Origin of the sequence: Marinobacter sp. LQ44 (assembly GCF_001447155.2) — a bacterium.
Taxonomy (GTDB): Bacteria; Pseudomonadota; Gammaproteobacteria; order Pseudomonadales; family Oleiphilaceae; genus Marinobacter.
In genome coordinates, this window is the sequence record NZ_CP014754.1 from 2,059,393 (window position 1) to 2,085,311 (window position 25,919).

Genomic DNA, 25,919 nt, shown 5'->3' on the forward strand with positions numbered 1-25,919 from the left:
CATGGACGAGTTACCGGAAGAAGAAAAACGCGCGATACCGGCCTGGGTGGTCACCTTTGCCGACCTGATGTCGTTGCTGATGTGCTTCTTTGTGCTGCTGCTGTCATTCTCCGAAATCGACGCCCAGAAGTTCAAGCAGATAGCCGGTGAACTGTCCAAAGCCTTTGGTGTTCAAAGGGAAATTCCGGCCCTGGAAGTCCCCATGGGCACCAGCCCGATCTTCGACACGTTCTCACCGGCACCGCCGGAGCCGACCGTAGTCAATGAAATACGCCAAACCACCACCGATCAGCAACCGCAACTGCAGACCCTTAACGACCCGACCGAGCAGGCGGTGCGGGACGCCATTCGGGAACAGATGGATGCCAACCTTGCACAGATCCTGGAGGTACTGGAGCCGGCGATTATGGACGGGCGCATCAACGTCTCGGAAGACCAGCGCCGAATCGTAATCCGGGTCGAAGAGAAGGGCTCGTTCCCGTCCGGGTCTGCTCAGCTGACCTGGGAATTCGAGGGCTTGCTGCTTGGCATGGCGGAGGTGCTGGCCGACATGCCGGGCGATCTGGCGGTGGAAGGCCACACCGACAACATCCCGATCCGCACGGAAAGATTCTTCAGCAACTGGGACCTGTCAGCGGCCCGGGCAGCCGCAGTGGCTAATGTGTTGCTGGCGCGGGATCAGGTGTCGCCCGAGCGCCTGCGAGTGACCGGCCTGGCCGATACTCGCCCAAGGGTGGCCAACACCACCGCAGACAACCGGGCCAAGAACCGGCGAGTGGAAATCATCATTGACCTGTCGGGGCCGCTGGAAGAGCAGGAGATCCGACTGCGGGAGCTGATTGAGGCTGAACAGAAAAACCAGGAAGCGATCATCGATCTGCGGTCTGAGCAGACTTCACCGTCCGGCGACCTGGTCTGGTAGCGCGCTACTGTTCGGAGTAACCCGTAAGCTCCATATAACCTACCCCTTCGTGACTGCCAGTCACCGTTACCGGGCTTTCCCAGTAGGGATACAGACCATTGTTGGTGTAGTTACCTTGGGGAGCCGACAGCGTCAGATCAACATCATAATCCGGCACGGTCAGGCGCCACCGGGTGGGCACGGGCCCGGTGCCCGGTTCCAGTTGCAACTGGTCGGGGGCCAGGGCCACCGGCTCACCACCGGCAGGTATCCAGGTGCCGGAGCGGAAATGATCTTGTTGCTCCCGAAGCTGGAAGGCCATCAGTTTGTCACCGGAATCCAGATGCAGGGCAAACCAGTCCCAGCCCTGCTGGCCTGCTTTCAGAAACTGGCTGCTCCACTCCCGGTCAAACCAGGCCTTACCGCGTACCGGCAGCGTTTCACGCCCGAGCCTCACCTGTCCGGTCACCTCGATATCCACCAGGCTGAAATACATCGAGCCCTCGCCGCTGGCCGACTTGGCGCTGAACCCGTCAATGCCGTGGGCCACCGGCGCTCCCCGCACGGTCAGTTCAAGGTCAAACGCCCAATAGTCATCCGTATCAGGCTGCCCATGACGGACCAGGACCTGCCACTGATCCGGGTCATCACCGGTGATCAGTTGCCAGTGGTCTAGCCAAACCTTGAAGGGTTCGGCAGTGGCGCCCGCCTGGCCCAGATCACCCCGAGCCAATCGTTCACTAAACCAATGTTGCTCCCGGTAGCTGACGGCGGCATGGGCCATCCAGGCTGCCTGTAACGGCCAGCCCGAGGGCTCCGGTGACGGAGCTTCATGATCACGGGGCTCGATGGCCTGGCGGAACTGGGTCCATTGCAGGCCCAGCGGTTCGCCAGCGTCCGTTTCCAGATTCGCGGTGAGGTACCACCATTCGATGCGATGGGCCGGATGGGGGCCGAAATCCCGGGGGAATACCAGTTCCGTGCCCGGCCCCGGCTGCTCGAATCCGTCCCCGGTGCCGACCGTTCCACCCAGGCCGGCAAAACCCGCGTCTGTGCCCGGCTCGCTGCACCCTGCAAGCAGCCCGTAGACAAGCAACATGGTCAGCCAACGAAGCCTCATCGCTCTTCTCCCGTCACGCTACCGGTCACCGATGGGCGAACCGCAGGGCGCCCCAACTGCCGGCGCATCAGCAAGGCAATACAGCCGCCAATGAGCAACGCCAGGGCCAGCAATTCCAACCAGAATACCGGATAGACTGCCATCGGCAGCGACCAACCGAAAGCCAGGGGGTTGATGCGCTGCACCAGCACCCAGGTCAACCCAACACCCACCGGCAAGGCCAGCACGGCGGCGCTGAGGGTGACCGCCAGCGCCAGCAGCAGGAGCCTCCGGAAAACCTCCGCTCTCGCCATACCCCAGACTTCCAGCAGCCGGAAGTACCACAGGCGGGTGGACAGAAACACCCAGCCCATCAGTAACAGGGCAACCGCCGCCAGTGCCAGGGTCAGCACCGTCATGGCGCGGGTCAGTGTGAAGGTCTGCTCGAACACTCGATTGGCCAGATCCTGAATGGCGCGATTGTCCCGGATGGTCAACGCCGGCTCGCCCCAGAGTGCGCGCAAGGCGTCAGTGATGGTTTCAATACCGACGCTGGCCGTGGTGATCGAGAAACTCTCGAACGTCACCTCAAAATCCGGCGGCAGGATTTGCCCGGCAATCAGCACTTCCCCCGCTGGCCGGCCGTAATCCGGGTAGATCGCCAACACCGGCAGGTTAAGAGCCTGCTCCGCCAGCATCAGCTCCAGCTCTTCGCCCACGGACAATCCCAGGCGATAGGCGAGCTGCTCATTAACCATCACACCGGCACCAGACGCCAGTGCCTGCCAGGGCATGGGTGTCTGCTCAAGCAAGGCCCAGCCAGTCATCAGCGGGCCAACCGGCGCCACGGCAAAGATATCCACTCCCTGCCAGGCTTGCCCCTGCCGGAAGCGCCCTGAGCCACGCTGAACGTGGTGCCAAACCCCTTCGTTTGCGGTTGCAACATGTTCCGTGAGCCAGTTGGCAGCCAGGGCACTGTCCGCGCTCTCGGGCACTTCCAAGTAGACATCCGCCGACAACCGCTGGCTCAGCCAGCGATCAAAGGTCTCCTCAAAGGTAATCACCAAAGCCTGCACGGCCAACACCATGGCCAGGGAGAACTGCAACGCCACCAGGGGCAACGCCAGGCGCCGGCACAGCACGTTGAACTCGGCCCACCACCAGCGCATACCCGGTTTGCTACTGACTCGAACACCTGCACCAGACAACAAAGACAGGCCGCGGGGCATTAACCACCCGATACCGGCTAATACCAGTGCCAGTGCCGCGAACAGCAGCCACAAGGCATCGGCCCGCCACACACCAACCAGGCCGGCAAATACGACCAGGGCAGCGGCTGCTGGCCGCAGGCGGCTGCCCGGCGTGACGCGGGCAACCACCGGCATCAGCCAATCCACCGTGGCCACGGTGATCAGCAGCACGGTCATCACCAATGCGGGCACCTGCCAGTGGTTGCCGCCGGTCGCTAACTGGCGGCTGTCAAACAGCCCTTCCATGACATTGGCGAAGCCTCCTTCCAGCACTGAGGCCAACGCCTGACCGAGCCAAATACCGGGAATCAGGGTGAGAGCGGCAAGACACAGAAGCTCCAATAGCAGATGCCCACGCACACGCTGACCGGACACCCCAAAGCGGGCCAGCAGGGCGAAACTGTCCCGGCGCTGGGACAGCGACAATAGATAGACGCTGCGCAGGAGCAACCCGGTAATCAGCAACACCAGCACGCTCAAGGCATCCAGGTTCAGCAGGAAACTGTCGCCCAGCTGGCCGGTGTCCGGTGACAAAGCGAAAGGGGCGGTGCGATAGGCCGGGGGCAAAGGCCCCTCACCCGCCGACAGGATCAGGAACAGCTGCTGTTCGGCGGCCGTTAGCGCCGCTGCGTCGGCGATATCCAGAAACGGCTGGCCGACCAGTGGCTGGCCATCAAAGCTGGCAACATCCGCCTGGCCCTGAAAACACAGGGCCGCCAGAGGGTCGACACCAATCACCCGGCGGGACTCGCCCTCCGGCAGGACCTCCAGCCAGGGCATCACGCACAGGCCCTGGCGGCGAAGCAAAACAAAATCCTCTACGGTGATGGCTGCGCCATCAACCCGCTGCACCTGGTCACGCACCTCCACCAGCCGTTCACTCTGGCCGAGGCTGTCGCGGGCCTGGCTGGTCAGGTGGTGAATACCGGTCCACAAGGCGGTCGCCAGCAGCATCAGAAGGGCCAGCGCGGCGCCCTGCCAGGGGTGCCGGCGATAGTGGCTGAGCAGGGCGAAAAACACCGTCATGGGCGTTCAGCCCCCAGACCGATGGCCAAGGTCCAGCGTTTGCTGGCAGCGGGCCGCCAGCTCCGGGTCGTGGGTAGCGAGAATCAGGCTGCAACCGGTATCGCCCTGAAGCCGGAACAGCTCATCAGCCACCTCGTTGGCCGTGTTGCGGTCCAGACTGCCGGTGGGTTCGTCTGCCAGAATCAGGTCCGGTGCCATGGCAAAGACCATGGCCAGCGCCGCCCGCTGGCGCTGGCCGCCAGACACCTGGTCCGGAAACCGGTGGCCGAGTTCTCCGATATCCAACAGCTCCAGCCAATGCTGGCAACGGGTTTCCGGCTGGCCGGCCAAGGACGCGCGAAAGCGCACGTTATCCAGCAGCGACAGGGTGGGCATCAGGTTGGCTTCCTGAAACACCACACCGATTCGCTCGCGGCGCAGGCATGGCCAGTTGGCGGTCCGGCCGTCCTCGCCAAACAACGTCACGGTGCCGGCATCCGCTTGCTCCAGCCCACACAGAATATTCAGCAAGGTAGACTTGCCAGAGCCGGAACGCCCCATCAGCGCCAACGAACTGCCGGCAGGCAGATCAAAGTCGAGGCCAGACAACACGGCAACCGCCGAATCGCCCTGGCCGAAGGTTTTAAGCAAGCCGCTGACTTTCACTGCACTGTGCACCTTAGCGTCTCCCCTGGTTGGCCGATTCGCCCACAACGTTCAACCCTGCAGGGGTTCTGGCGATTCCCCGTGGCGCTGCGCCCGCCATTCCCGGAAGTGCTCCAACCACGATAACAGTGCCGGTATCACCAGCAACACCAGGAAAGTGGACAGGCCAAGGCCAAAGGCAATGGACGTCGCCATGGGTATCAGGAACTGCGCCTGCAGGGAGGTTTCAAACAACAGCGGCAACAGGCCACCGATGGTGGTGAGCGAGGTCAACAGTACCGCCCGTACCCGCTGCACGGCCGCCTCATTGAGGGCATCGGTAATACCCAGTCCTTTCTGCCGCTGCTGGTTATAGAACGACACCAGAATGATGGCGTTGTTGACCACAATACCCGACAAGCCAAACAGGCCGAACAACGACAGAATGGTGAGCTGCAATCCCATCAGCCAGTGCCCCAACAAGGCGCCGACCAGGGCAAAGGGAATGATCGCCATCACGATCAGCGGCAGACTCCAGGAGGCAAACACCCAGGCCAGCACCACGTACATCAGCGCCAACCCGATCATTAACCCGGTTTTCATGTCATCCATGGTCTCCCGCTGATCGGCAGACCGCCCCTCAAAGCTGTATCGCACGCCGTACCGACTGGCGATATCCGGCAGGGCGCCAGCCTGCAGGCTTTCCAATACTTGATCGGTGGTGGCCACCCGGGTATTCAGGGCCGAGGTCACTTCCACCGCCAGTTTGCCGTCGGCATGGCGCAGCGCCTGGAAACCCTGACGGTGGTCCAGGTTCATCACCTGGGTCAAAGGCACGAACCGGCCATCGGGAATACGCACCGTCATTTGCTCCAGTGTCGAATACCTCTCCCGCTGATCGCGGGGTAGCTGAACCCGCACCTCGATCTCGTCCCGGCCGTCCTGGTAGATCTGGGCAACCCGGCCATCAAACGCCGCCCGCAGCTGCCGCCCGAGATCCACGGTGGTCAGTCCCAGAGCCTCGCCATAGGGGCTGACCTGATAGATCAGTTGCTCCCGGCCCCAGGGCATGTCGTCTTCCACATCCAGCACCCCCGGCAAGGTGCCGAGTGCCTGAGCCACTTCGTCTGCCGCGCGCTTGAGGTTGTCGGCACTGTCGCCGGTCAGGCGAATGTTCACATCCCGCCCCGGCGGTCCGGCCTGGCGCTCACTGATGTTGAGCGAATCCAGCCCCGCTGGCAGCGACAGGCGCTGGCGCCATTGCTCAATGAATTCCGGGTTACGGACGTCTCGCCGGTCTGAAGGCACCAGTTCCACCAGCATGGAACCCAGCTCGTCATCATTGCGGGAGCTGCCTTCCGCACCTTGGGTGGCGCCGTAAGTGGTCACGGCATGAAGAATCAGGTTGCCGCCCAGCGCCTGTTCGGTCTCGTTCAGTGTGTGCTGCATCTCACGCATGAAGTCCGCCACCACCCTTTTGTCGGTACCGGCCACAAAACTGGCGTTGGCGTAGAACACCGAGGGCTCCGGTGTCGGGAAGAAATTGAAGCCCAGACGGCCACCCGCCAGCAGGCCGACGGTGAGGATTGCCAGGGCCAGGGCGCTGGCCACCGTCACGCCGCGATGCTTCAGGCTGTAGCGGGAAAAGCGCCGGAACGGGCCATCACGGAAGGCATCGAACCGGCGCTCAAAGCCATTGCGCAGTCGGGTGACCGGATTGGCCCGCCGCCGTTCAGGGGCCGGTGGGCCCGCCTTGCCTGTTTTGCGCGTGAAGGCGTGGCGCAAGTGCGCCGGCAGCACGATGAAGCATTCCACCAGTGAGGCAATGAGCACGCAGATCATTACCAGAGGAATGTCGCCCAGAATGTTACCAATCACGCCACCCACCACCAGCAACGGCATGAAAGCCGCTACTGTGGTCAATGATGACGCCAGCACCGGCCAGACCATGCGCTTGGCCGCCCCCTCGGAGGCGTATATGGATTCCTCGCCCATTCGGGCATGGGCATCGGCATCCTCCCCCACCACGATGGCGTCATCCACGATCACCCCGAGTGCCATGATCAATGCGAACAGGGAAATCATGTTGATGGAGCCGCCAATCAGCCAGAGCACCGCCAGCGCGGCCAGAAACGCGGTGGGGATGCCGATGGCCACCCACATGGCCACACGCCCCGGCAGGAACAGGTACAGCAGCCCCACCACCAGTACCAGGCCGCCCAGACCATTGTTAACCAACAGGGAAATGCGGTCCTGCAGCAGCTGCCAGGTTTCGTCGTACACCTCCATCTTGATGGATGCCGGCAACACCGGCCGGGTGTCTTCCAGCCAGGTTTCCAGCACCTTGGCGGCGGCCAGGGAGTTGCCGTTTTCTGCACGTTGCAGCTGCAGCTCCACTGCCGGCGCGCCCTGATTTTCCATCACGGTCTGATTGTCCCGGGATTCCTGGCGGATGATGGCAATGTCACCTAACTGCATCCGCACCCGGTCACCACTGAGCACCGGAATGGTCTCAAAGGCCTGAGGGCTGCGCCGCTGTTGCACCGCACGTAACTCTCGAGTGGAATCCTGCTGAGCCATCATGCCCGCCGGCAGATCCCGTGACAGCGACGCCACCCGATCGGCAATCTGTTCCAGCGACAGGCCGAGGGTTTCCAGCCGTTCTACCGGTACATCAATGCTGATTTGCTGCTCCGGTAAACCACGGATGGCGATGCGGTCGATCCCCCGGTTCAGCAGCTCATCTTCAAAGCGGTACACCAGATTGCGCAGCTCGCTGCGCTCCACATCGCCATAAATCAGCAGGCGGGCGACCGGCTCATAGCGCTCCAGTCGCGCTACCTGTGGCTCTTCGGCGTCGGCGGGGAAGTTGTTGAATTCGTCCACCTGCTGGCGCACGTCGTCCACCGCCTGAATCGGATCGGTGCCCTCATGGAATTCCAGGGTGATGGAGGATATGCCCTGGGCGGAGGTAGACGTCATTTTCTTCAGGCCATCAACGCTGCGGAGCCTTTGTTCCAATGGGTCTGTGATACCCCGCTCGACATCCTCTGCAGACGCACCACTCCAGACCACCCGCACGCTTACCACATCCAATGCAAAGGTCGGAAAGAACTGAATGTTCATCCGGCTCAGCGCCAGTACACCGCCTAGGATCATCACCAGCATAACCAGATTGCCAGCGACCCGGTGGTGGACGAAGAAACCGATAATACCTTTTCTGCGCCTCACTCTGACGACTCCCCGTTGTCGCCCGCCACCTCAACTTTCAGGCCGGTCATGGCATTAGGAAGATGGGTAATGATCAGGCGGGCGCCCGGGGTAAGCTGCTCACCGGCGATCAGCAAACGACGCTCGCCATTACTGGCGACCGCCTCGCCAATGCGCTCCACCTGCACCTTCTGCATGCGCTGATCGTCGGTCATCAGATAGACACTGTTGGCGCCGTAAAGAGCACTGAACGGCACGTCCACGGCTCGTTCCCGGGCTGGCCGCTCAAGCGTCAGCGGCAGCAGCGCGCCCGGTTTTAAGCCCGCCGGCTCGCCATCCAGAGCCAGCACCACTTCAGTGCCCGCAGGGTCGGAAACACCTGCAAACCGGGTTAAAGTAAACCGATGCTCCCCGTTGCGGCTGTATGCGTTCAAGGTTTCACCCCGTTCCAGTGCCCCGATCAATTCCCGCTGAAAGACTTCCGGCAGCCTGGCGCGCACTTCCAGCCCCGCCAGCGGATAGATCGACAACAGCGACTGGTTGCGAGACACCTGATCACCCACCGCCACCTGCACGTTGGTCACCACACCATCAAACAGCGCGACAACGCGGGCCCTGTCACCGTCCCGTTCTGTCGCCGTCAGGTTAGCGGTGGCTTGCAGTAATCGGGCCTGCAGGCTTTGCAACCTTGCCGGGTGCTCATCGATGGCCCGCTCCCGGTTACTGACGGTCAGTTCCGCCCGGGCCAGGGCGTCGGTTGCCGTTTCCAGGTTCTCCAGGGAAGCCAGGTTCCGGCCCACCAGGGCTTCAATGCGTTCAAACTGGCGACGGGCGTTGTCGGCGATGGCCTGCTCGCTTTCCAGAGCGCGCTGGTCATTGCGGTGGCGAACCTGCTCGGAGCGGATCTGGGCCTGTAAATCCTCAACCTGAGCCCGGGCCTGCGCCAAGGCTGGCTCGATATCCGCTTCGTCCAGAGCCAGCAGTAGATCGCCACGGCTCACCCGGGCACCGTCCACAGCCGGTCGCTCAGCAATGCGGCCGGCCATGGTCGCAGTCACCGTTTGCTGGTTGGGTGCGACCACTTCACCGTACAGTGGCAATACCGGCACATGGGCAGCCGGAACCACGGCCTGAACCTCTACCCGCCAGCTTCGTTCGGCAGCCGCGACTTCGGCAGGCTCTGGTCGGGTGGCCTTGAGCACAATAAAACCCGCAATACCGGCGGCCAGAATCAGAAGAGGAAGAAGGCGTTTGTACATGGGCAGATTTCACGATAAGAGTGGAAAGGTCGCATCAACGCGTTAAAACTACTATACAATTTTCATCGTCACTCGGATTGCCGAAACACAGCCCTGTGAATCAGTCGCCGCGCTCGTTTTCTTCCTGCTCAGCGGTTTTCGCGGAAGTCTGTGCGTTAAATCCCTCGTCTCCGAGATGGTCGCTCTCGGCCAGCAAACGCAGCAGCCTTTCTCTGGTAACCGCCTCATGCAGTTCAATTTGACGCTGCTCGTTTCGCAGTGATTTCAACAGGGCAGCGGCCATAAAAATCATCAGCACCATGAACGGGAAGGCAGCCAGTATCGAAATAGTCTGGAGTGCTTCCAGCCCGCCACTTAACAACAGTACTCCAGCCACCGACACCTGCACTATGCCCCAGGTCAACCGAGACCAGCGTTTCGGGTTCAACACCCCCTTGCTGGTGAACATGCCCAATACAAAGGTAGCGGAATTGGCGGAGGTGATGACGAACAGCACGATCAACACCAGCATCAGGCCACCGATAATGCCAGTGCCCGGAAGATACTCCAGGGTGGCGAACAGGGCCGAGCTCATCTCCGCCAGCACGGCGTCACCCAGGGCGGCCCCTTCAAACAATTCGAAATACAATGCGGAACCGCCGAAGGTGGAGAACCAGACAATACTGAGCAACACCGGCATGCCTATTACCCCGAACACAAATTCCCGGATGGTTCGGCCCCTGGAGATCCGGGCGATAAAACTGCCGACAAAGGGTGCCCAGGACAGCCCCCAAGCCCAGTAGAAAATGGTCCATCGCTCAACCCAGTCATCGCCGGTGTAGGGCGTCATCACCAGGCTCATGCCGACCATATTGGCAAAGTAGTCACCAATGGCATTGGTCATGGCGGCGGTGATGAAGTCGGTGGGCCCCATGAAAAACACGAACACCAGCAAGCCCGCCGCCAGCAGCATGTTGGCGTCACTCACATAGCGAATCCCGCTTTCCAGGGGCGCCAGGGAACACAGTAGGAACACAACCGCAACGCCGGCGAGAATGAACAGTTGTTGGGTGACGCCGAACGCGGTACCGGCCACCGCACCCAGGCCACTGTTGATCTGGATGACGCCCAGGCCGAGGGTGGTCGCCACCCCGAACACGGTGGAGACAACGGCCAGGATATTGATCGAATGCCCAATGCCCGAGTCCACCCGGCTGCCGAGGGTGGAGCGGAAGGCTTCACTGATCAGTCCCGGGCGTTGCAGGCGGAAGCGCACATAGGCAATGGCCAGGCCCACCAGGGCAAAGTTGGCCCACTGGTGAAAGCCCCAGTGAAACAAAGAATAGCGCATGGCCATGCTGGCGGCCTGGGGGCTGCGGGGCGCGGCTGAATCGAACGGCGGCGCCACAAAGTGGCTCATGGGTTCGGCCACCGCCCAGAACACCAGACCAACACCCATGCCAGCGGAGAAAATCATGCCCAGCCAGGTCAGATAGGAGAACTCCGGCGCCTCACCATCGGCACCCAGACGGATCTTGCCGTAATTGCCGGCAGCTACGGCAATGCAGAACACCAGAAAGCCCGAGGTGGCAAACAGGTACAGCCAGCCAAAATGCAGAGTGGTGAAAGCCAGCGCCTCATGGGCATAGCGTGACAGCTCGGCAGGCATAAGCCCCCCGGCCACCACAAACAGAACCAGCAGAACGAAGGAACAATAGAACACCCAACCGGGCCGATGACTCATAACAAACCTGATATTCCGGTGACTTTGAGAACGAAAGCGCCTTCATTCTAGCCACATTCGCAGGACCATTCCGAATACCTGCCCAGCGGATCAAAAAAACCCCGGGCAGACGGGTTGTCTGACCGGGGCACAATGTCACCCGCCGGCTATGAGAAGCGGGCAACCGCCATGATTGATGTCACCAGCGCGCAGTCAGCGCCGCGCGTAGGGTGCGGCCGGGCTCGTTAACCCTGAACACACCGCTGTCTGCCAGGTTGTCCTTGCTGACATGATACGCCCAGGTGTTATCAAACAGATTATCCAGTGCCCAGGTGACGCTCAGGTTCGCCCTTAGCGGATGGGTACCCGACAGGTTGAACACGCCGTAGCCCGGAGAAGTGCTTGGGTCCAGGCCAAACTCCAGATCTACCCGGTCCTGCCGGCGTGCCAGTTGCCATTCCGCTTCGATGGTATGACCCTGATGCTGCCACCCGAGGGTCTGGATAAACTGCACTGGCGGAATGCGAGGCAACGCCTTGTCAGCATCCCGGTTTTCACCGCGAACGGAGGCCAGCTTGCTGCTGGCACTCCAGGAGCCATTGCTCCAGCCAACCAGACCCTCCACACCCAGCAATCGGGCATCTGTATTGGTGTACCGGGTATCCACGGTGCCATCGGGATTACGGGTGTCAAAGCGGTAGACGTAATCGTCTACCTGGTCCACCCAGATCGCCGGGCGCCAGCGCCAGTTGCCATCACGGCCAGACAGGCTCACTTCCAGCTTGTTGTGCTTTTCAGCGTCCAGGTCCGGATTACCAATCCAGGAGCCGCGCATGGTTCTTTGGGCCACGTAGCGCTCGTTCACACTGGGGGAACGAACACTACGAGAAGCGGTTGCTTCCAGGGTGTTGGCCGGAGACAAACGCCACTCGCCGGTGATAAAGCCACTGACATTGTTATCGTCGGCCTTGGTGTCGGTGACGCCGTAGGCGCTCATATACAGCATCGCAGGGGTCATGGCCATCGGCGCCCCGGGCATCATCCGGAAGCTGTCTCCGGCGCGGGTAGCATCCATTTCAACCCGGTCATAGCGGATACCGGCACCCAGGCGGGTATTGACCCGAACCCGATGAAACGCCTCCACGAAGACACCAACACGGTCCCGCTCCACACCCGGCCACATCAACGACGCCGGGTTGTCCAGATTCATGCCATTAAACAGGGTGGCATCCCATTCATTACTTTCCACGTCCAAACCAATGGCGATATCTTTGGTAAAGTTGATGGTCTGATCCAGCACCAGGCGGGCACCCTGGGTGCGGGTTTGCGAGTCGGTCTGCATTTTCATGGCCGCTTCCCGCAGGCTGAAGTTATCCATCACGTGGTCCACATCCGCTTGCCAGGCCATCAGGCTCCAGCTGCCCTCAGCCACCGGCGCACCGATTTCCAGCCGATACAGGTCAGTATCGGTTTTTGGTGCATCCATGCCACGGCCCGGGAATTTCACGTCTCGCTCCTCCTGCCGGCTGAACAGGCCTTTAATGTAGAAGCCATTGCCTGTCGTCCAGGCCGCATCCACCCGGCCTTCGGTATTCTCATAGGAACTGCGAACCTTGTTACCGTCGCCATCCTCGTAATCATCGGCTTCGTCATAACCGGCCGCCATCCGCAGGTAGGAGGCCTTGCTGCCAACGGCAACACTGCCGTTCACAAGTTTGCCATCGCCATTATCCGAGCCGCCCAGAGTCAGGTGCCCGGTGGTCAGGTTGTCATCCTCAAACCCTGGTGCCGCCGTGGTAGCCACCACCTGCCCCCCGGCTATCGCTCCCCAGCGCAAAGTGCGGTTGCTGGTTCGGACTTCCAGCACCGGCGCCAGGGAGGTGCTGAGTCGACTGGTGGGCGGGTCCATTCGGCTAGGGCAGGCACCTTCAACCCGCATACCATCCATCAACACGTCCACCCGTTCCTCGTTCTGGCCCCGGATCACCGGATCAAGGCCGCGGCCGCCCATTCGCGACAGTGACACCGAGGCGCTGCCCGACAAACGCTGCACCGGCTCTGACTGAACGGCGGCAGCTGACAACCTTGCTGCTTCTGCCGACTGTCCCTCCGTCACCCGGATCAGTAATGAATCCTCGGCTTGCACTTGGGCGTGAACGGCGAGAGTGGGGATAATGCCAGCCAACACCAGGCTGATACTTCGAGCCAGACGGTTTTTGAGCATGCGGGGCGTTCCTTGTAACGGCACGGTTTGATAAAGCAGAATCACGAATGTTGGAAATTCTAACGGGCGAAAACCCGCCTGGCTTGGGACACAATGCCGCACCCCGTTGGAGATACCTCTATAGGTTAGGTTTGAATAAAGTTTGCCCGGCCATCTTGCCAACTCATGAACCAATGTGGTGCAATCACTGCCCTTTTTTCGGGCAACCGCTATTTTTGCGGCTTTCAATACGCGTCTTCCGAGGGCCTTGCCATGACAGTTAAACTCGACGAAAAACTCGAACCGATTTTCCAGGACGTTCTGCACCGCAACCCGGGCGAGAGCGAATTCCACCAGGCAGTTCACGAAGTTCTGGAAACCCTCGGGCCGGTTCTGGTGAAGTACCCGGAGTTTGCCGACAAAAAGATCATTCAGCGTATCTGTGAGCCCGAGCGCCAGATCATCTTCCGTGTGCCCTGGCAGGACGACAGCGGCGAGATTCAAATCAACCGCGCGTTCCGCGTCGAATTCAACAGCGCCCTGGGGCCCTACAAAGGTGGCATGCGCTTCCACCCGTCCGTTTACCTGGGCATCATCAAGTTCCTGGGCTTTGAGCAGATCTTCAAGAACGCCCTGACCGGCCTGCCCATCGGCGGCGGCAAAGGCGGCAGCGACTTTGACCCCAAGGGCAAGTCTGATAACGAGATCATGCGTTTTTGCCAGAGCATGATGACCGAACTATACCGCCACCTGGGCGAGTACACCGACGTTCCCGCCGGCGACATCGGCGTGGGTGGCCGCGAGATTGGCTACTTGTTCGGCCAATACAAGCGCATCACCAACCGTTATGAGTCCGGCGTATTCACCGGCAAGGGCCTGGACTGGGGTGGCAGCCGCGCCCGTACCGAGGCCACCGGCTACGGCACGGTGTTCTTCACTCACGAAATGCTGAAAGCTCGTGGTGACTCACTGGACGGCAAAACCGTCGTGGTTTCCGGCTCCGGCAACGTGGCCATCTACGCCATCGAGAAAGCCCACGAGCTCGGCGCCAAGGTGATAGCCTGTTCCGATTCCCAGGGCATGATTGTCGATGAGAAGGGCATCGACCTGCAGACCCTCAAACGCATCAAGGAAGTGGAGCGCCGCCGGATCAGCGCCTACACTGAATACCACAAAGATGCGAAGTACGTGGAAGACGGCAACATCTGGAGCGTTCCCTGCGACGTGGCACTGCCTTGCGCTACCCAGAACGAACTGAACGGCAAAGATGCCAAGACCCTGGTTGAGAACGGCTGTATCGCTGTCGCTGAGGGCGCCAATATGCCGACCACACCGGAAGGTATTGCTGTGTTCCAGGATGCCAAAATCGCCTACGGCCCAGGCAAGGCCGCCAATGCCGGCGGTGTGGCCACATCGGCCCTGGAAATGCAGCAGAATGCCAGCCGCGATTCCTGGACCTTCGATTACACCCAGAAGCGCCTTGAGGAAATCATGATCGATATCCACAAGAACTGTTACGAGACTGCCGCCGAGTTCGGTGCTGAGGGCAACTACGTGCTGGGCGCCAACATCAACGGCTTCCTGCGTGTTGCCAAGGCAATGAACGCCATGGGTGTTATCTGATCCAGCCATGACCAGCAACGAACCTCTCCAGCCTGATGACCGGGTTTCCACCGGCCTGAGTGGGCTGGATGAGGTTCTGGATGGCCTTCGAATCGGCGATAACGTGGTCTGGCGGGTTTCTGATCTGGACGACTATCGCCGATTTGTTCTTCCCTTCGTAGACGCCGCTTCTGACGCCGGCCGGCAGATTATCTACCTTCGCTTTGGCGACCATGCTCCGATTATTCCGGACCATCCGTCGGTTCGAACCATCACCATCGACGCCCTGGGCGGTTTCGAAAGCTTTACCAGCCGAGTCTGGCACCTGATCGAACAGCATGGCCGTGGCGCCTTCTATGTCTGTGACAGCCTGAGCGAGCTGCTCAACGCCTGGGCCACCGACGCCATGGTGGGCAATTTCTTCCGGGTGGTGTGCCCGTTTCTGTTTGAACTGGACACCGTGGCCTGGTTTGCCCTGCACCCGGAAAGACACTCCCGGATGACCCTGGACCGGATTCGCCAGACCACCCAGGTGATGATTGATGTGCATCGCCACGGCGACGACGTGCAGATTCATCCCATCAAGGCCTGGCGCCGGCAAACCCCCACCATGTTCCTGCCGCACCGGGAGCGCGAGGGCCAGTTCCAGCCTATAACCGACAGCAGCGATGCCACCCGCCTGCAGGCCAGCCTGGAACTCGAACACCTGCACCGCCAGCCCCTGCTGGACTATTGGGACAGGTTATTTCAGGAAGCCAGCCGGGCATTGTCCGAGCAGGACACCGACTGTATCGAAGACTTGCAGGAGCAAGTGCTGCAAGTCATGATCAGCCGCGATTCCAGGATACTGGAGCTGGCACGCCGTTACCTGTCGCTGGAGGACCTGCTGGGCATTCACAGCCGGCTGGTTGGCAGTGGCTACATCGGCGGCAAGGCCACCGGCATGTTGATTGCCCGCATTATGTTCCCTATCCCATTATGTTTCGTTCACTTTGGAAGACCTTGAAACCATAGGGAGGCCCCCTTGCACTGGGGCACATAACGATCACAGGGATTCCAGCCATTGCAGCAGCTCGGAATTGGATCGCCATACTGGCTTTCGGTGGGACTCCGCCGGAGAATCCCAAATAGGCTCACAGGTGCGGAGCGCGTCCACTTTCATTCGGAGGGTGATCTCGGCGTATCGGTTGGTGGTCTCCAAACTGACGTGTCCAAGCCAGGCGCGGATGACGTTGACCTCGACACCTGCTTCAAGCAAATGCACGGCCGTCGTGTGGCGTAAGACATGGGGTGAGATGTGCCGCACTGTGCCATCTGCGCTTTTCTTCACCACCTTGACGGTATGACGCCGCACGATCTTGTAGATACCAAATCTGGTCAGCGGCGCACTGTTGCGGGCTAGGAAGACAGCGTCATTGGAGTGGCGTCGTTGCCGATTTTGCTCCAGTAAGTCCTGCATCAGACCCGCCGTTCGCGTCCACAAAGGACAGGTACGCCATTTGTCACCTTTACCATGCAGCCGTACTCGGGGCTCAGAACCGAGTTCCAGGTGCGTTGCGCGCAGATCCGCTACCTCCTGTACGCGTGCTCCGGTGTTATAAAGGAAGCGAAGCAAGGCTTGGTCGCGCAGAGCCTGAGGGTGGTCGGTGGGCAAGGCAGCGAACAGAGCATTAATCTCGTCGCGTTCGAGATACAGAGTCTCGCCCGGTTGCCAGCGTTTGACGGGAATGGAAGCAATTTGCTGTGCTTCCCCGAGCACGCAGGGCTCACGGCCGGCAAGATACTCGAAGAAGGTATGCAGCGCCGCCAGGCGCTGGTTTCGGGTTCTAACCCCATTACCACGTTCCTGTTCAAGGTGTTGCAAAAAATGGCGCACTCGCTCGCCAGTGAGATCAGCCAGTTCCAAGCGGGTGATCCGGCAATGCTTATCCTTTGCAGCGAATTGCAAGAACAGGCGCAGGCTCTCCTTATAACTTCGGATACTGGCCGGGCGCAGCCCCCGTTGGCATTTAAGGTGATCCTCTACGAAGGCAAAGACGAGACGCCCCAATTGATCCGTCATGATAGCTCCTCCTCTCTGCGGGGATCGGCGAATCGCTCGAACCGTTGGCTCGCCTCCCGGAGCAGTGCTTCGGTGATGGTCAGATACCAGGCAGTCGATGCCGGGTCGGCATGGCCCATGAAGGTTGATAGATGAAAGAGCCGTTGATTGGGATCCACGCCGGTGCGATACCAGCGGAGCAGAGTTGCGACCGCGAAGGAATGGCGCAGGCAGTGCAGATGAGGTTGGCGTACGCCAGGTGGCACGTACGGATCCATCTTCAGTATCAAGTGGTGAAATGTCTGACTGACCGTCTCAATACGCATTGGCTTGCGCTCTGGGAAAAAGCTGAAAGAAAATACCGGATCATCCGGCTGCCATGGCCCATACCGATCAACGCCAAACTGTAGATAGACAGCGATCTGTTGCGCCATGCGCGGGCCAAAGGGGACCAAACGCGTCTTGCCAAACTTGCTCTTGTCGATCACCAGAAGGCTGCGCTGGCAATCGACGTCGCGATACCGAAGATGCACAATCTCGCCGACACGCAGGCCCAAACCGTACATCAGCGAGAAGATTGTTCGGTAGACCATGCCACGACAGGGTGCCCGGGAATTGTCCGGAAGCTGTGACGCCAACGTCAGGATGTCTTCCACCTGAGCCGGTTCGAACAGGAAGGGTTTAAGCTGGGAAGTCACCGGCTGAGGGTGAGCACGAACCGGAGAATGCGCTAGCCGCTCCTGGGCCACCTGCCAGGCAAAAAAGCAGCGGAGCACCCCCAAGAGGTGGTTATAGCTGCGTGGGCGAGTGCGTGGCCGCGAAGCGAGAAAGGCCTCAATCAACGCCGGTTGCACTAACGCCGCATCACTCACCCGTTCCTCGACCAAAAAGCGATCGAATAATTGCAAGGCGAGCTCTTCAGTATCAAATTTTCGGCCCAGCGCGCGCTTGTAACTCAAGTAAGCCGAAAAATCCTTGCCCAGTACGCTGTGGAAGGAGGCGGTCATGGCAGCACCTCCTCGTGGCCCAGCGCCACCATGCGCAGGGTTTCCACGTCCACCTTGGTATAGATGCGGGTGGAACTTGGCGATGCATGACCAACGTAATCGCCGATGACCTTGAAGTTGAACTCGGCATCGACCAATCGCTGTACGCAAGTGTGGCGCAAGGTGTGCGAACCTGGGCGACGGACATTAATACCCGCTTTGCGCAGGTAGTGCGTCGCGCGGCTGGACACAGTAACCGCCGTCACAGGTCGGACGGGCGCCAGAACCCGGAAAAACAGCCTTCGCTCCTCGACGTGTGGGCGTGCATTTTTTAAGTAGTCGAGAATAGCTTCGCCTACCACTGAAGAGAGAGGGTACGCAGTGGTGTGTCCCGCCTTGCGCTGCGGCACCAACAGGCGTTCTCTCTTCCAGTCAATATTCTCCAGTGTCAATCCGGCCACCTCATGGCCGCGCAGTCCATACGTGACGAGCAAAAGTAGAATGGCATAGTCGCGCTTGCCCAGAGCACTGCGCCGATCAACAACATCTAGCATGCGCCGGACGTCGTCCCAGGAGATCGAACGCGGGAGATCGGCCAGCTGATACCGACGCGGGGACTCTACGGTAGCGCCGAGATCGCGATTGATCAGCTGCTCGCGGTACAGGTAGCGCAGGAAGACTCGCAAGGAGCTGCACAGCCCCGTCATAGAATGCGGGCTCAATCGGCGACCGCTCTCCACCACAAATGCACTGAGTATGGCTGGAGTGAGCTCGGACAAATGCAGCAGGTTGATTCGCGCCAGGTAGGCTTCCAGGTTATGCAGATAATGGCCATAGTGCCGGAGAGACAGCTCGCGCAGGCCCCGTTCTTCACGCAGATAAACAAAGAACCCCGGTGCCTGAACCAGGAAGGGATCTTGACTGGTCCGTCTCCGACCTGTTCCGCGGAAATCGGGCAACATCAGGGACAGCAATTGCTCGATCGGTGTACGAGCATCATTAGCCACCCATCGCTTTGCCTGGTATGCGTTCTTGGCGTGAACCTTTACCCAGTGCTTTACATAAGGCTCGACATGAGTCGGAAGCTCGCTCCACTGCGTGGCACCATGATCGCGAGCAAACTCGCCAAACTGCCTCAGGAGTGGGACTCGCCGCAAGATTACCCTGGGCCTGTATCCGTGCCCGGCTAACCACGCAACGTACTGCTCAATCGGTTCCGCGATCCAGGAAGCGCGGATCGCATCGATGGTATCGGGCTTAACGAAGTAATGTTCTAACATGACAATCTCCTTTCTGGATGTAGGAAAGGAAATCATGCGCCCAAACGGCATCTGTCGTTATGTGTCCTTTTACACGGGATCCTCCCTATGGATTCAAGGTCTTCCAAAGTGAACGGAACATAATGGGATAGGGAACATAATCCGGATTATGTGTCCCGGCACATAATCCGGAACATTCTGTTGAAAGACGCCAGTGAACAATGGCAAAGCCAGCTCGAGCCTCACGATTCCAATTATCTTGGCACAGACGCCTATTACGCTTTCCTGGTCCACAACGGGCTCTGGCCGGCAATCATGCGGCAACGCTCCGGGGAAGGTTACCTGAGTGAGGCGCCCACCCTCAGGGCTGCCATCCTGGCCGGCGACTTTCCTAACGAGATACAGGCCGAGCTGGAACGACTGTTGGACCATTACGGCCAGTATCCGATCCTGGTTCGCTCGTCGAGCCTGCAGGAAGATGGCTTTGGCAATGCTTTTGCCGGTAAATACGACAGTGTGTTCCTGGTGAATCAGGGGGCACCGGAACAACGGCTGTCGGCACTGGAAGACGCCATTCGCCAGGTGTATGCCTCGTCCATGAGCGAAGATGCCCTGGTGTACCGCAAACAGCGGGGCCTGGACCAGCGGGAAGAGCCCATGGCGTTGCTGATCCAGCGGGTAAACGGGCGGTTTCATGGCCGCTATTATCTGCCCGATGCCGCCGGGGTCGGGGTGTCGCGCAACACCTTCGCCTGGGACAGCAGTATGGACCCTGAAGCCGGCATGGTCCGGCTGGTGATGGGCCTGGGCACCCGGGCGGTCGAGCGCATCGAAGGCGATCACGCCTGCGTGATGGCGCTGGACCACCCCATGCGCCAGCCGTTCCGCAACCAGGACGAAAGCTACCGGTATTCCCAGCACCTGGTGGATTTGTTGGACCTACGGGATGGAAAGCTCGACACCCGGCCCCTGAGCCAGTTGCTGGACACCACCAACGATCTGCCCATGGATCACCTGGCCGAGGTGGACCGGGCGGCCAGTACCCGGGCCGAGCAGATTGGCTTGCAGGGCCCCGTGTGGCGGCTGACCTTCCGCCCGCTAGTTCAGCGCACCCCGTTTATCGGCCGGCTGTCGAATCTGCTGCACACCCTGGAGGCCGGCTACCGGCACCCGGTGGATGTGGAATTCACCCTGCACCTGGACCAACAGAGCAACCCTACCTTCAACCTGGTGCAATGCCGCCCGCTGGCAACGATTGGTGAGACCGGGCCGGTGGCGATACCTGACGACTTGCCAGAGGGCAACCTGCTGTTCAGAACCCAGGGTCACTTCATGGGTGGCAACATCAACCTGTCCATCAAACGGGTGATCCGGGTGGACGCGTCGGTTTACGCGGGGCTGTCCACCAGCCAGCGCTGCGACGTTGCCCGCCGTGTTGGCGAAGCTGTCCGTGCATCCAGTGTTCCCACCTTGCTGATCGGCCCGGGCCGCTGGGGCACCAGCAGCCCGGATCTTGGCGTTCCTGTCCGCTTTGCTGACATTGCCGGGGTCGCTGCCCTGGTCGAAGTCTCGGAAAAAGCCGGCGAGATGGTGCCAGACCTGTCCTACGGTTCTCACTTTTTCCAGGACCTGGTGGAAACCGGCATCGCCTACGCGGCGCTGTTTCCCGACATCCAGCATTGCCGATATCACCCTGAACGCCTGCCCGGGGCCCCGACGCCCACCAGCACCGAATCGGCGGTCAACCGTGCGGTTCAGGTGCATGATCTGCAGGCGCAACACCTGCAACTGACCGGTGATGTGGTGCGCCAGCAACTGGTCTGTTATTTCACCGATTGACCCGTCGCAACCCAACGCTGTTTTCACCACCATGACCGATGGCATGCTGCTAGAATGCCGGCTATGGAATGGCTCACACACTCTCAAACCGGTTTTCGCCAGACAGCCCGATATCTGCTGGGCATGCGGCTGGCTATCATTGCCACGCAACTGGTCGCGATTGCCGTTGCCGAAACCACTGTAACACTGGCCCACCGGGCCGAAGCCCTGATCCTCAGCCTGCTTTATGCCGTCCTGGCCACACTCGCCTGGCTGTGGTTCAGCCGTAAGCCCCCCGAGGCTTTCGTGCCGGTCAGCCTGACACTGGCCACAGATCTGTTCCTGATCGGCTGCTGGCTGTATTTCACCGGTGGCTACACCAACCCTCTGGTCTCTTTGCTGCTACTGCCCATTGCCGTCGCCATCATTCTGGTGCCCAGCCGCCAGAGCATTGTCCTTACCGTCACCGGCGTTGCGGTATATACAGCGCTGGTGCTCTGGCACACCCCGGTCATGCATGACCACCACTCGGCAGACCTGGCCAAGCTGCATCTGGTGGGCATGTGGGTGACCTTCGCCCTGACCGCCGCCATTCTGCTTTTGGTGGTTGGCACCCTGTCCCGCAGGCTAAGGCTGCAACAGTCCCAGCTCTCACACTTCCGGGAAAACCGTTTGCGGGATGAACAGATCATCGCCCTCGGCCTATCCTCGGCTGCGGTTGCCCACCGGTTGGGTACCCCGCTGAATACCATGACCCTGTTGCTGGATGAGATACGCTCCCATACTGAGGGCCAGACCTCCGTTGCGCTGACTGAAGATCTCGACCTGATGGGTCAGCAGTTGAACCTGTGCAGTCAGCACTTGCAGCAACTGACCAAAGCGGCGATTGAAGCCCGCACAGCGCAACTGGAAATACTGGGGGTCAAAGACTGGCTCGCCAGGCTCAGGGAGTCGGCCACCCTGCTATGGCCGTCGGGGCCGGTTCAATGGCCGGCTACCCACCCAGACGTCTCGGTGGCCGTGGATGCCACGCTGGACCAGGCGATACTCAACCTGATGGCAAACGCTCTGACAGCAAGCCCATCCTGGGTCGCCATCAGAAGCCAGCTGTCCGCCTCCGGCCGGGTGGAGGTGATTGTCGAGGACAAGGGTGACGGCCTCGAAACCGCCCTGCAGGGCACACCGGGTGAGGACATTGTCGACTCCCGTCATGGCCTCGGGGTCGGATTGTTCCTCTCCAACGCCACGATCCAGAGGCTTGGGGGCAATCTCCGGGCCATGGCCGGTGAAACAGGTACCACCATGGTCATCGATCTACCGGTTGCCCAGCCGCGAGGCGAGGAGGTACAACCATGACGATTCGGGAACTCTGGCTGCTGGTCGACGATGACCAGGCTTTTCTCCAGGTTCTGGCCCGCTCCCTGTCTCGCCAGGGCATTGAAACGCTCTGCGCCAGCGATGCCGACAGCGCTCTGAAGGCCATCCGCAGCCAGGAGGTGAATCGGTGTGTGCTGGATCTCAACCTGGCCGGGGAAAGTGGCCTGCAACTGTTGCCGGACCTTCTGGAACACCATCCAGACCTGGAAGTACTGGTGCTGACCGGTTACGGCAGCATTGCCACCGCGGTGGAAGCCATGCGCCGCGGCGCCGCCAACTACCTGTGCAAGCCGGTTACCGTGAGCCAGTTAATGAACGGTTTCGAACCGCTGAACACACCACCGGCCCTGAGACCCGAGCCGCCGTCGGTGGAAGAAATGGAGTGGGAACACATCCAGCGCGTACTGAACGAACACGATGGCAACATTTCCGCCACCGCCCGGGCCCTGAACATGCACCGGCGGACCCTGCAACGCAAACTGCAAAAACACTCACGCTGGCGCTGAAAGACGGTGGCCCCCTGTTGACTCGAGAGAATGTCGCCAGAAATTGACTTCAATCAACCATACACCGCTTTGGTCCAATGTCTTATCGGGCCAGATAGGCTAGCATCGTGCCCCGTTGTGAGGTTGCAATAAACGGACACACCCTCTCACAGGGAGGAGAGAAACACCCAAACCACCGTTACCCGGAACACCCGACACATGTCGAATGCCCCTGATTCCAACAATATGTCACCGGATATTGACTCCAAGCGCCTGGCATTGGTGGCCTCTGCCACCCGCAATCTGGTGCTCATTCTGGATGCTGGTGGTCGCATCGAATGGGTAAACACCGCTTTCGAACGTCATACCGGCTTTCACCTCGACGCCATAGCAGGCAAGAACCCCGGCGACTTTCTCCACGGGCCGGACACCGACACCGAGACCGTCCGCCGCATTCGCCAACACCTGTTCCGTGGCGAAGTGTTCGAGGAAGACATCCTCAACTACACGGCTGATGGCACCCCATACTGGGTGCACACCTACTGCATGCCCGTTGGCGAAAGCGAGGGTGTCGAGCCTGGCTTCGTAGTCATTCAGACCAATATCTCCGATCGGAAAAACAGTGAGCGCGGCTTACGCATCGCCGCCAGCGTGTTTGATCGCAGCCACGAAGCGATTGTCATCACTGATCACTTCAACCGGATTATCGACGTCAACCCGGCCTTCTCCCGCATCACCGGCTACAGTCGCCCGGAAGTACTCGGGTTAAATCCGTCGATCCTGAGCTCCGGTCGCCACTCCCGCGAATACTATCAGTCCATGTGGACGTCGATTGAGAAGACGGATCACTGGCGGGGCGAAATCTGGAACCGCCGCAAAAACGGAGAAGAGTACGCAGAGCTGCTATCAATCAGCCGGGTTCACCTGGAGGAGCCCGGGCGTTGCTACTACGTGGCCGCATTCTCCGATATCACGGCCCTGAAAAATCATGCCAAGGAACTTGACCGCGCCGCCAACTATGACGACCTAACCGGGCTGCCGAACCGGCAGCTTTTGGAAGAACGTATTCGCTCGGCCCGTACCCATGCGGATCGTCAGAAGCGGGTGCTTTCCATCTGCTACCTGGACCTGGACGGCTTTAAAGCCATCAACGACCAGCTGGGCCATGACATCGGCAATCAGGCGCTGCGGGCAACCGCCGAGCGCCTAACCCGCACCCTCCGCAGTGGTGATACCATCGCCCGCATCGGAGGTGATGAGTTCGTGCTTCTGCTGCAGAGCGACAGCCCGGAGCCCGTGTATTCGCGAATACTCGCCAGTGTCGGCGAGCCCCTGAAAATTGGTGGCCACACCGTCAACCTCACCGCCAGCCTGGGCGTCACCCTGTATCCGGAGGACGACACCGATGCAGAGGGTCTGATTCGCCACGCTGACCAGGCCATGTATGCCGCCAAAGAAAAGGGCCGGAATCAGTTCCACATTTTCGACCCCGGCCTGGATGCCCACCGCCGGCAGCGCCGGAACCGGTTAATGGAAATAGCCCGCGCACTGGAATGTGAAGAATTTGAACTCTATTTCCAGCCCCAAGTACGCCTGGCCGATAACGAGGTCACTGGCGTCGAGGCGCTGATTCGCTGGAATCATCCGGATAAAGGGCTGGTTGCCCCCAGTGAGTTCTTGCCAGCTGTCGCCAACAGCCATCTGGAGATTCCGCTGGGCCAATGGGTACTCAAGGAAGCCATCCACCAGATGAACCTGTGGCACGAGGCGGACGAATCGCTCGCCGTTAGCATCAACATCAGCGCACCCCACCTGATGGACCGAAGTTTCGCGGATTACCTGGAGAGCTACCTGCACAGCCATCCGGATGTGCGCCCAGGCCAGATCACACTGGAGGTACTGGAATCCACCGCGCTGGAAGACACCAAGCGCGCAAGCAACGTGTTGGCTCGCTGCCAGTCCCTGGGGTTGCAGGTGGCACTGGACGACTTCGGCACCGGTTTCTCGTCACTGACTTACCTGCGCACCCTGCCGGTGGATGTGATCAAGATCGACCAGAGTTTCGTCCGCAATATGCTCACCGATGCCAGTGACCGAGCGATTGTGGAAAGCGTTATTTTCCTTGCACAACGCTTCGACCACCCGGTTCTTGCGGAAGGCGTCGAAACCATGGAGCATGCTCGCGCCCTCAGGGATATGGGGTGCAACCTCATTCAGGGCTATGGCGTTGCCCGCCCCATGCCAGCGAAGGCTGTGCTGCCTTGGCTCGCGCAGTGGCGCAATCAGGTGCGCCACCATCGCAGCCTGGTCAAACACGAAGAAACCTCCGTCCTGGGCGGAGGCATCTGACGGGCGCTACCGGTATCGTCGCTGGTCCAGGGTACTGAGCCGATCCGGGTGAAACACCATCAGGCCGGTGACAAAAACACCGTTCACAAAGCCTTCCGGAATCATGAACAAAGGCAGGTAACGCAGGTATTCGTGTACCAGGGTCTCGAAGGTATAAACGCCACTGGACCATAGCATCACGCACATCAGAACACCGGCTGCGGCCACCGACAGCCCGGCACCAAAGAACCCGCAAAAGAAGATGTAGGCAAAGAAGTTGCGAAAATCCCTGCGCCGCTCCCACAGCATGATGGCGTGGGTAACCAGGGCCGGCACCATCACAGTGACCAGGCCATTGGCGGCAAACATCAACAGTGGTTCACGGCCGGTAATGACGGTGATCACCAGTGCAAACAAACCGCTGATGATGGCCAACGCCCAGCCAAGCATCAGGGTGATTACGGTGATGCCAAAAATGTGGATAGCCAGCCCGGGCGAGATGCCAGCCCGCAGCTGCCACACAAAGCCCAACACCACCGCCGCACCAAACAGCGAGTGCTGGGTGGCGTTGTCTTTCTTCAGTGCCTGCCAATCCACCGAGCGCAAGGCTGCCAGCAACACCAGCACAAAGACCACCGCGGTCAGCAACCACTGGCTGGTTGAAAGCAGGTTTTCGGTCATTCCCATCAAAGTCACCGGTTACCATAGCATCGGATGCGCGGGGCAGTGTTTACTGATACCCCCCGACC

Annotated in this window: 18 protein-coding genes; 7 read left to right on the plus strand and 11 right to left on the minus strand. The window is 60.3% G+C overall.

Going from position 1 to position 25,919, the window contains the following annotated elements; translation table 11 throughout:
- Position 1 precedes the first annotated feature (1 nt).
- Entirely contained in the window at positions 2–922 is a 921-nt protein-coding gene (locus tag ASQ50_RS09620) for a flagellar motor protein MotB (RefSeq protein ID WP_058093038.1), read from the plus strand.
- 4 nt (positions 923–926) lie between these two features.
- Here ASQ50_RS09620 and ASQ50_RS09625 read toward each other — a convergent pair whose 3' ends face one another.
- The 7 genes from ASQ50_RS09625 to ASQ50_RS09655 form a co-directional block, all read right to left on the minus strand.
- Positions 927–2,021, minus strand: a complete 1,095-nt coding sequence (locus ASQ50_RS09625; RefSeq protein ID WP_058093039.1) for a lipocalin-like domain-containing protein — start codon at positions 2,019–2,021, stop codon at positions 927–929.
- Positions 2,018–4,276: an FtsX-like permease family protein gene (locus ASQ50_RS09630; protein ID WP_058093040.1), complete on the minus strand. Its 2,259-nt coding sequence runs from the start codon at positions 4,274–4,276 to the stop codon at positions 2,018–2,020. Before ASQ50_RS09630 ends, ASQ50_RS09625 begins: the two co-directional genes overlap by 4 nt.
- Positions 4,277–4,282: 6 nt before the next feature.
- On the minus strand, positions 4,283–4,933 hold the full coding sequence (locus ASQ50_RS09635) for an ABC transporter ATP-binding protein (RefSeq protein ID WP_058093041.1): 651 nt from the start codon (positions 4,931–4,933) through the stop codon (positions 4,283–4,285).
- A 39-nt stretch (positions 4,934–4,972) separates the two neighbouring features.
- On the minus strand, positions 4,973–8,131 hold the full coding sequence (locus ASQ50_RS09640) for an efflux RND transporter permease subunit (RefSeq protein WP_058093042.1): 3,159 nt from the start codon (positions 8,129–8,131) through the stop codon (positions 4,973–4,975).
- Complete coding sequence (locus ASQ50_RS09645; protein WP_058093043.1) at positions 8,128–9,369, minus strand: efflux RND transporter periplasmic adaptor subunit; 1,242 nt, start codon at positions 9,367–9,369, stop codon at positions 8,128–8,130. The genes ASQ50_RS09640 and ASQ50_RS09645 overlap by 4 nt, the downstream gene beginning before the upstream one ends.
- A gap of 100 nt (positions 9,370–9,469) precedes the next feature.
- On the minus strand, positions 9,470–11,092 hold the full coding sequence (locus ASQ50_RS09650) for a BCCT family transporter (protein WP_082888469.1): 1,623 nt from the start codon (positions 11,090–11,092) through the stop codon (positions 9,470–9,472).
- Positions 11,093–11,270: 178 nt separating this feature from the next.
- Positions 11,271–13,295 (minus strand): TonB-dependent receptor domain-containing protein, encoded by a 2,025-nt coding sequence (locus ASQ50_RS09655; protein ID WP_197492727.1) that lies wholly within the window; start codon positions 13,293–13,295, stop codon positions 11,271–11,273.
- Positions 13,296–13,547: 252 nt separating this feature from the next.
- Here ASQ50_RS09655 and gdhA point away from each other — a divergent pair, with 252 nt between their 5' ends.
- A complete protein-coding gene (gene gdhA, locus ASQ50_RS09660) occupies positions 13,548–14,897 on the plus strand; it encodes an NADP-specific glutamate dehydrogenase (protein ID WP_058093055.1) in 1,350 nt (449 codons plus the stop codon).
- A 7-nt stretch (positions 14,898–14,904) separates the two neighbouring features.
- On the plus strand, positions 14,905–15,882 hold the full coding sequence (locus tag ASQ50_RS09665) for a hypothetical protein (protein WP_227513295.1): 978 nt from the start codon (positions 14,905–14,907) through the stop codon (positions 15,880–15,882).
- Between the two features lie 39 nt (positions 15,883–15,921).
- Here ASQ50_RS09665 and ASQ50_RS09670 read toward each other — a convergent pair whose 3' ends face one another.
- The 3 genes from ASQ50_RS09670 to ASQ50_RS09680 are packed head-to-tail and all read right to left on the minus strand — an operon-like array spanning position 15,922 to position 19,183.
- Positions 15,922–16,938, minus strand: coding sequence for a tyrosine-type recombinase/integrase (locus ASQ50_RS09670; protein WP_058092803.1), 1,017 nt, complete (start codon positions 16,936–16,938; stop codon positions 15,922–15,924).
- Positions 16,935–17,924 carry a tyrosine-type recombinase/integrase gene (locus ASQ50_RS09675; protein WP_058092802.1) on the minus strand — a complete coding sequence of 330 codons (990 nt, stop codon included), beginning with the start codon at positions 17,922–17,924 and terminating at the stop codon, positions 16,935–16,937. The genes ASQ50_RS09670 and ASQ50_RS09675 overlap by 4 nt, the downstream gene beginning before the upstream one ends.
- Positions 17,921–19,183: a site-specific integrase gene (locus ASQ50_RS09680; protein WP_068351350.1), complete on the minus strand. Its 1,263-nt coding sequence runs from the start codon at positions 19,181–19,183 to the stop codon at positions 17,921–17,923. Before ASQ50_RS09680 ends, ASQ50_RS09675 begins: the two co-directional genes overlap by 4 nt.
- Before the next feature lie 180 nt (positions 19,184–19,363).
- Here ASQ50_RS09680 and ASQ50_RS09685 point away from each other — a divergent pair, with 180 nt between their 5' ends.
- The 4 genes from ASQ50_RS09685 (at position 19,364) to ASQ50_RS09700 (ending at position 25,191) form a co-directional block, all read left to right on the plus strand.
- Positions 19,364–21,001, plus strand: coding sequence for a PEP/pyruvate-binding domain-containing protein (locus ASQ50_RS09685; RefSeq protein WP_197492803.1), 1,638 nt, complete (start codon positions 19,364–19,366; stop codon positions 20,999–21,001).
- A gap of 63 nt (positions 21,002–21,064) precedes the next feature.
- The gene (locus ASQ50_RS09690; protein WP_058092279.1) at positions 21,065–22,336 is read left to right on the plus strand and encodes a sensor histidine kinase; all 1,272 of its coding nucleotides are present in this window, start codon (positions 21,065–21,067) and stop codon (positions 22,334–22,336) included.
- A complete protein-coding gene (locus ASQ50_RS09695; RefSeq protein WP_058092278.1) occupies positions 22,333–22,863 on the plus strand; it encodes a response regulator transcription factor in 531 nt (176 codons plus the stop codon). Before ASQ50_RS09690 ends, ASQ50_RS09695 begins: the two co-directional genes overlap by 4 nt.
- A 198-nt stretch (positions 22,864–23,061) precedes the next feature.
- Positions 23,062–25,191, plus strand: a complete 2,130-nt coding sequence (locus ASQ50_RS09700; RefSeq protein ID WP_058092277.1) for a putative bifunctional diguanylate cyclase/phosphodiesterase — start codon at positions 23,062–23,064, stop codon at positions 25,189–25,191.
- 6 nt (positions 25,192–25,197) lie between these two features.
- On the opposite strand, the gene ASQ50_RS09705 is transcribed toward ASQ50_RS09700, so the two are convergent.
- Complete coding sequence (locus ASQ50_RS09705; protein ID WP_058092276.1) at positions 25,198–25,857, minus strand: energy-coupling factor ABC transporter permease; 660 nt, start codon at positions 25,855–25,857, stop codon at positions 25,198–25,200.
- Between the last annotated feature and the right edge of the window lie 62 nt (positions 25,858–25,919).

Coding starts and splice junctions, on each gene's coding strand:
- ASQ50_RS09620 (WP_058093038.1), top strand. CDS start 2: ATGGACGAGTTACCGGAAGAAGAAAAACGCGCGATACCGGCCTGGGTG.
- ASQ50_RS09625 (WP_058093039.1), bottom strand. CDS start 2,021: ATGAGGCTTCGTTGGCTGACCATGTTGCTTGTCTACGGGCTGCTTGCA.
- ASQ50_RS09630 (WP_058093040.1), bottom strand. CDS start 4,276: ATGACGGTGTTTTTCGCCCTGCTCAGCCACTATCGCCGGCACCCCTGG.
- ASQ50_RS09645 (WP_058093043.1), bottom strand. CDS start 9,369: ATGTACAAACGCCTTCTTCCTCTTCTGATTCTGGCCGCCGGTATTGCG.
- ASQ50_RS09650 (WP_082888469.1), bottom strand. CDS start 11,092: ATGAGTCATCGGCCCGGTTGGGTGTTCTATTGTTCCTTCGTTCTGCTG.
- ASQ50_RS09655 (WP_197492727.1), bottom strand. CDS start 13,295: ATGCTCAAAAACCGTCTGGCTCGAAGTATCAGCCTGGTGTTGGCTGGC.
- gdhA (WP_058093055.1), top strand. CDS start 13,548: ATGACAGTTAAACTCGACGAAAAACTCGAACCGATTTTCCAGGACGTT.
- ASQ50_RS09665 (WP_227513295.1), top strand. CDS start 14,905: ATGACCAGCAACGAACCTCTCCAGCCTGATGACCGGGTTTCCACCGGC.
- ASQ50_RS09670 (WP_058092803.1), bottom strand. CDS start 16,938: ATGACGGATCAATTGGGGCGTCTCGTCTTTGCCTTCGTAGAGGATCAC.
- ASQ50_RS09675 (WP_058092802.1), bottom strand. CDS start 17,924: ATGACCGCCTCCTTCCACAGCGTACTGGGCAAGGATTTTTCGGCTTAC.
- ASQ50_RS09680 (WP_068351350.1), bottom strand. CDS start 19,183: ATGTTAGAACATTACTTCGTTAAGCCCGATACCATCGATGCGATCCGC.
- ASQ50_RS09690 (WP_058092279.1), top strand. CDS start 21,065: ATGGAATGGCTCACACACTCTCAAACCGGTTTTCGCCAGACAGCCCGA.
- ASQ50_RS09695 (WP_058092278.1), top strand. CDS start 22,333: ATGACGATTCGGGAACTCTGGCTGCTGGTCGACGATGACCAGGCTTTT.
- ASQ50_RS09700 (WP_058092277.1), top strand. CDS start 23,062: ATGTCGAATGCCCCTGATTCCAACAATATGTCACCGGATATTGACTCC.
- ASQ50_RS09705 (WP_058092276.1), bottom strand. CDS start 25,857: ATGGGAATGACCGAAAACCTGCTTTCAACCAGCCAGTGGTTGCTGACC.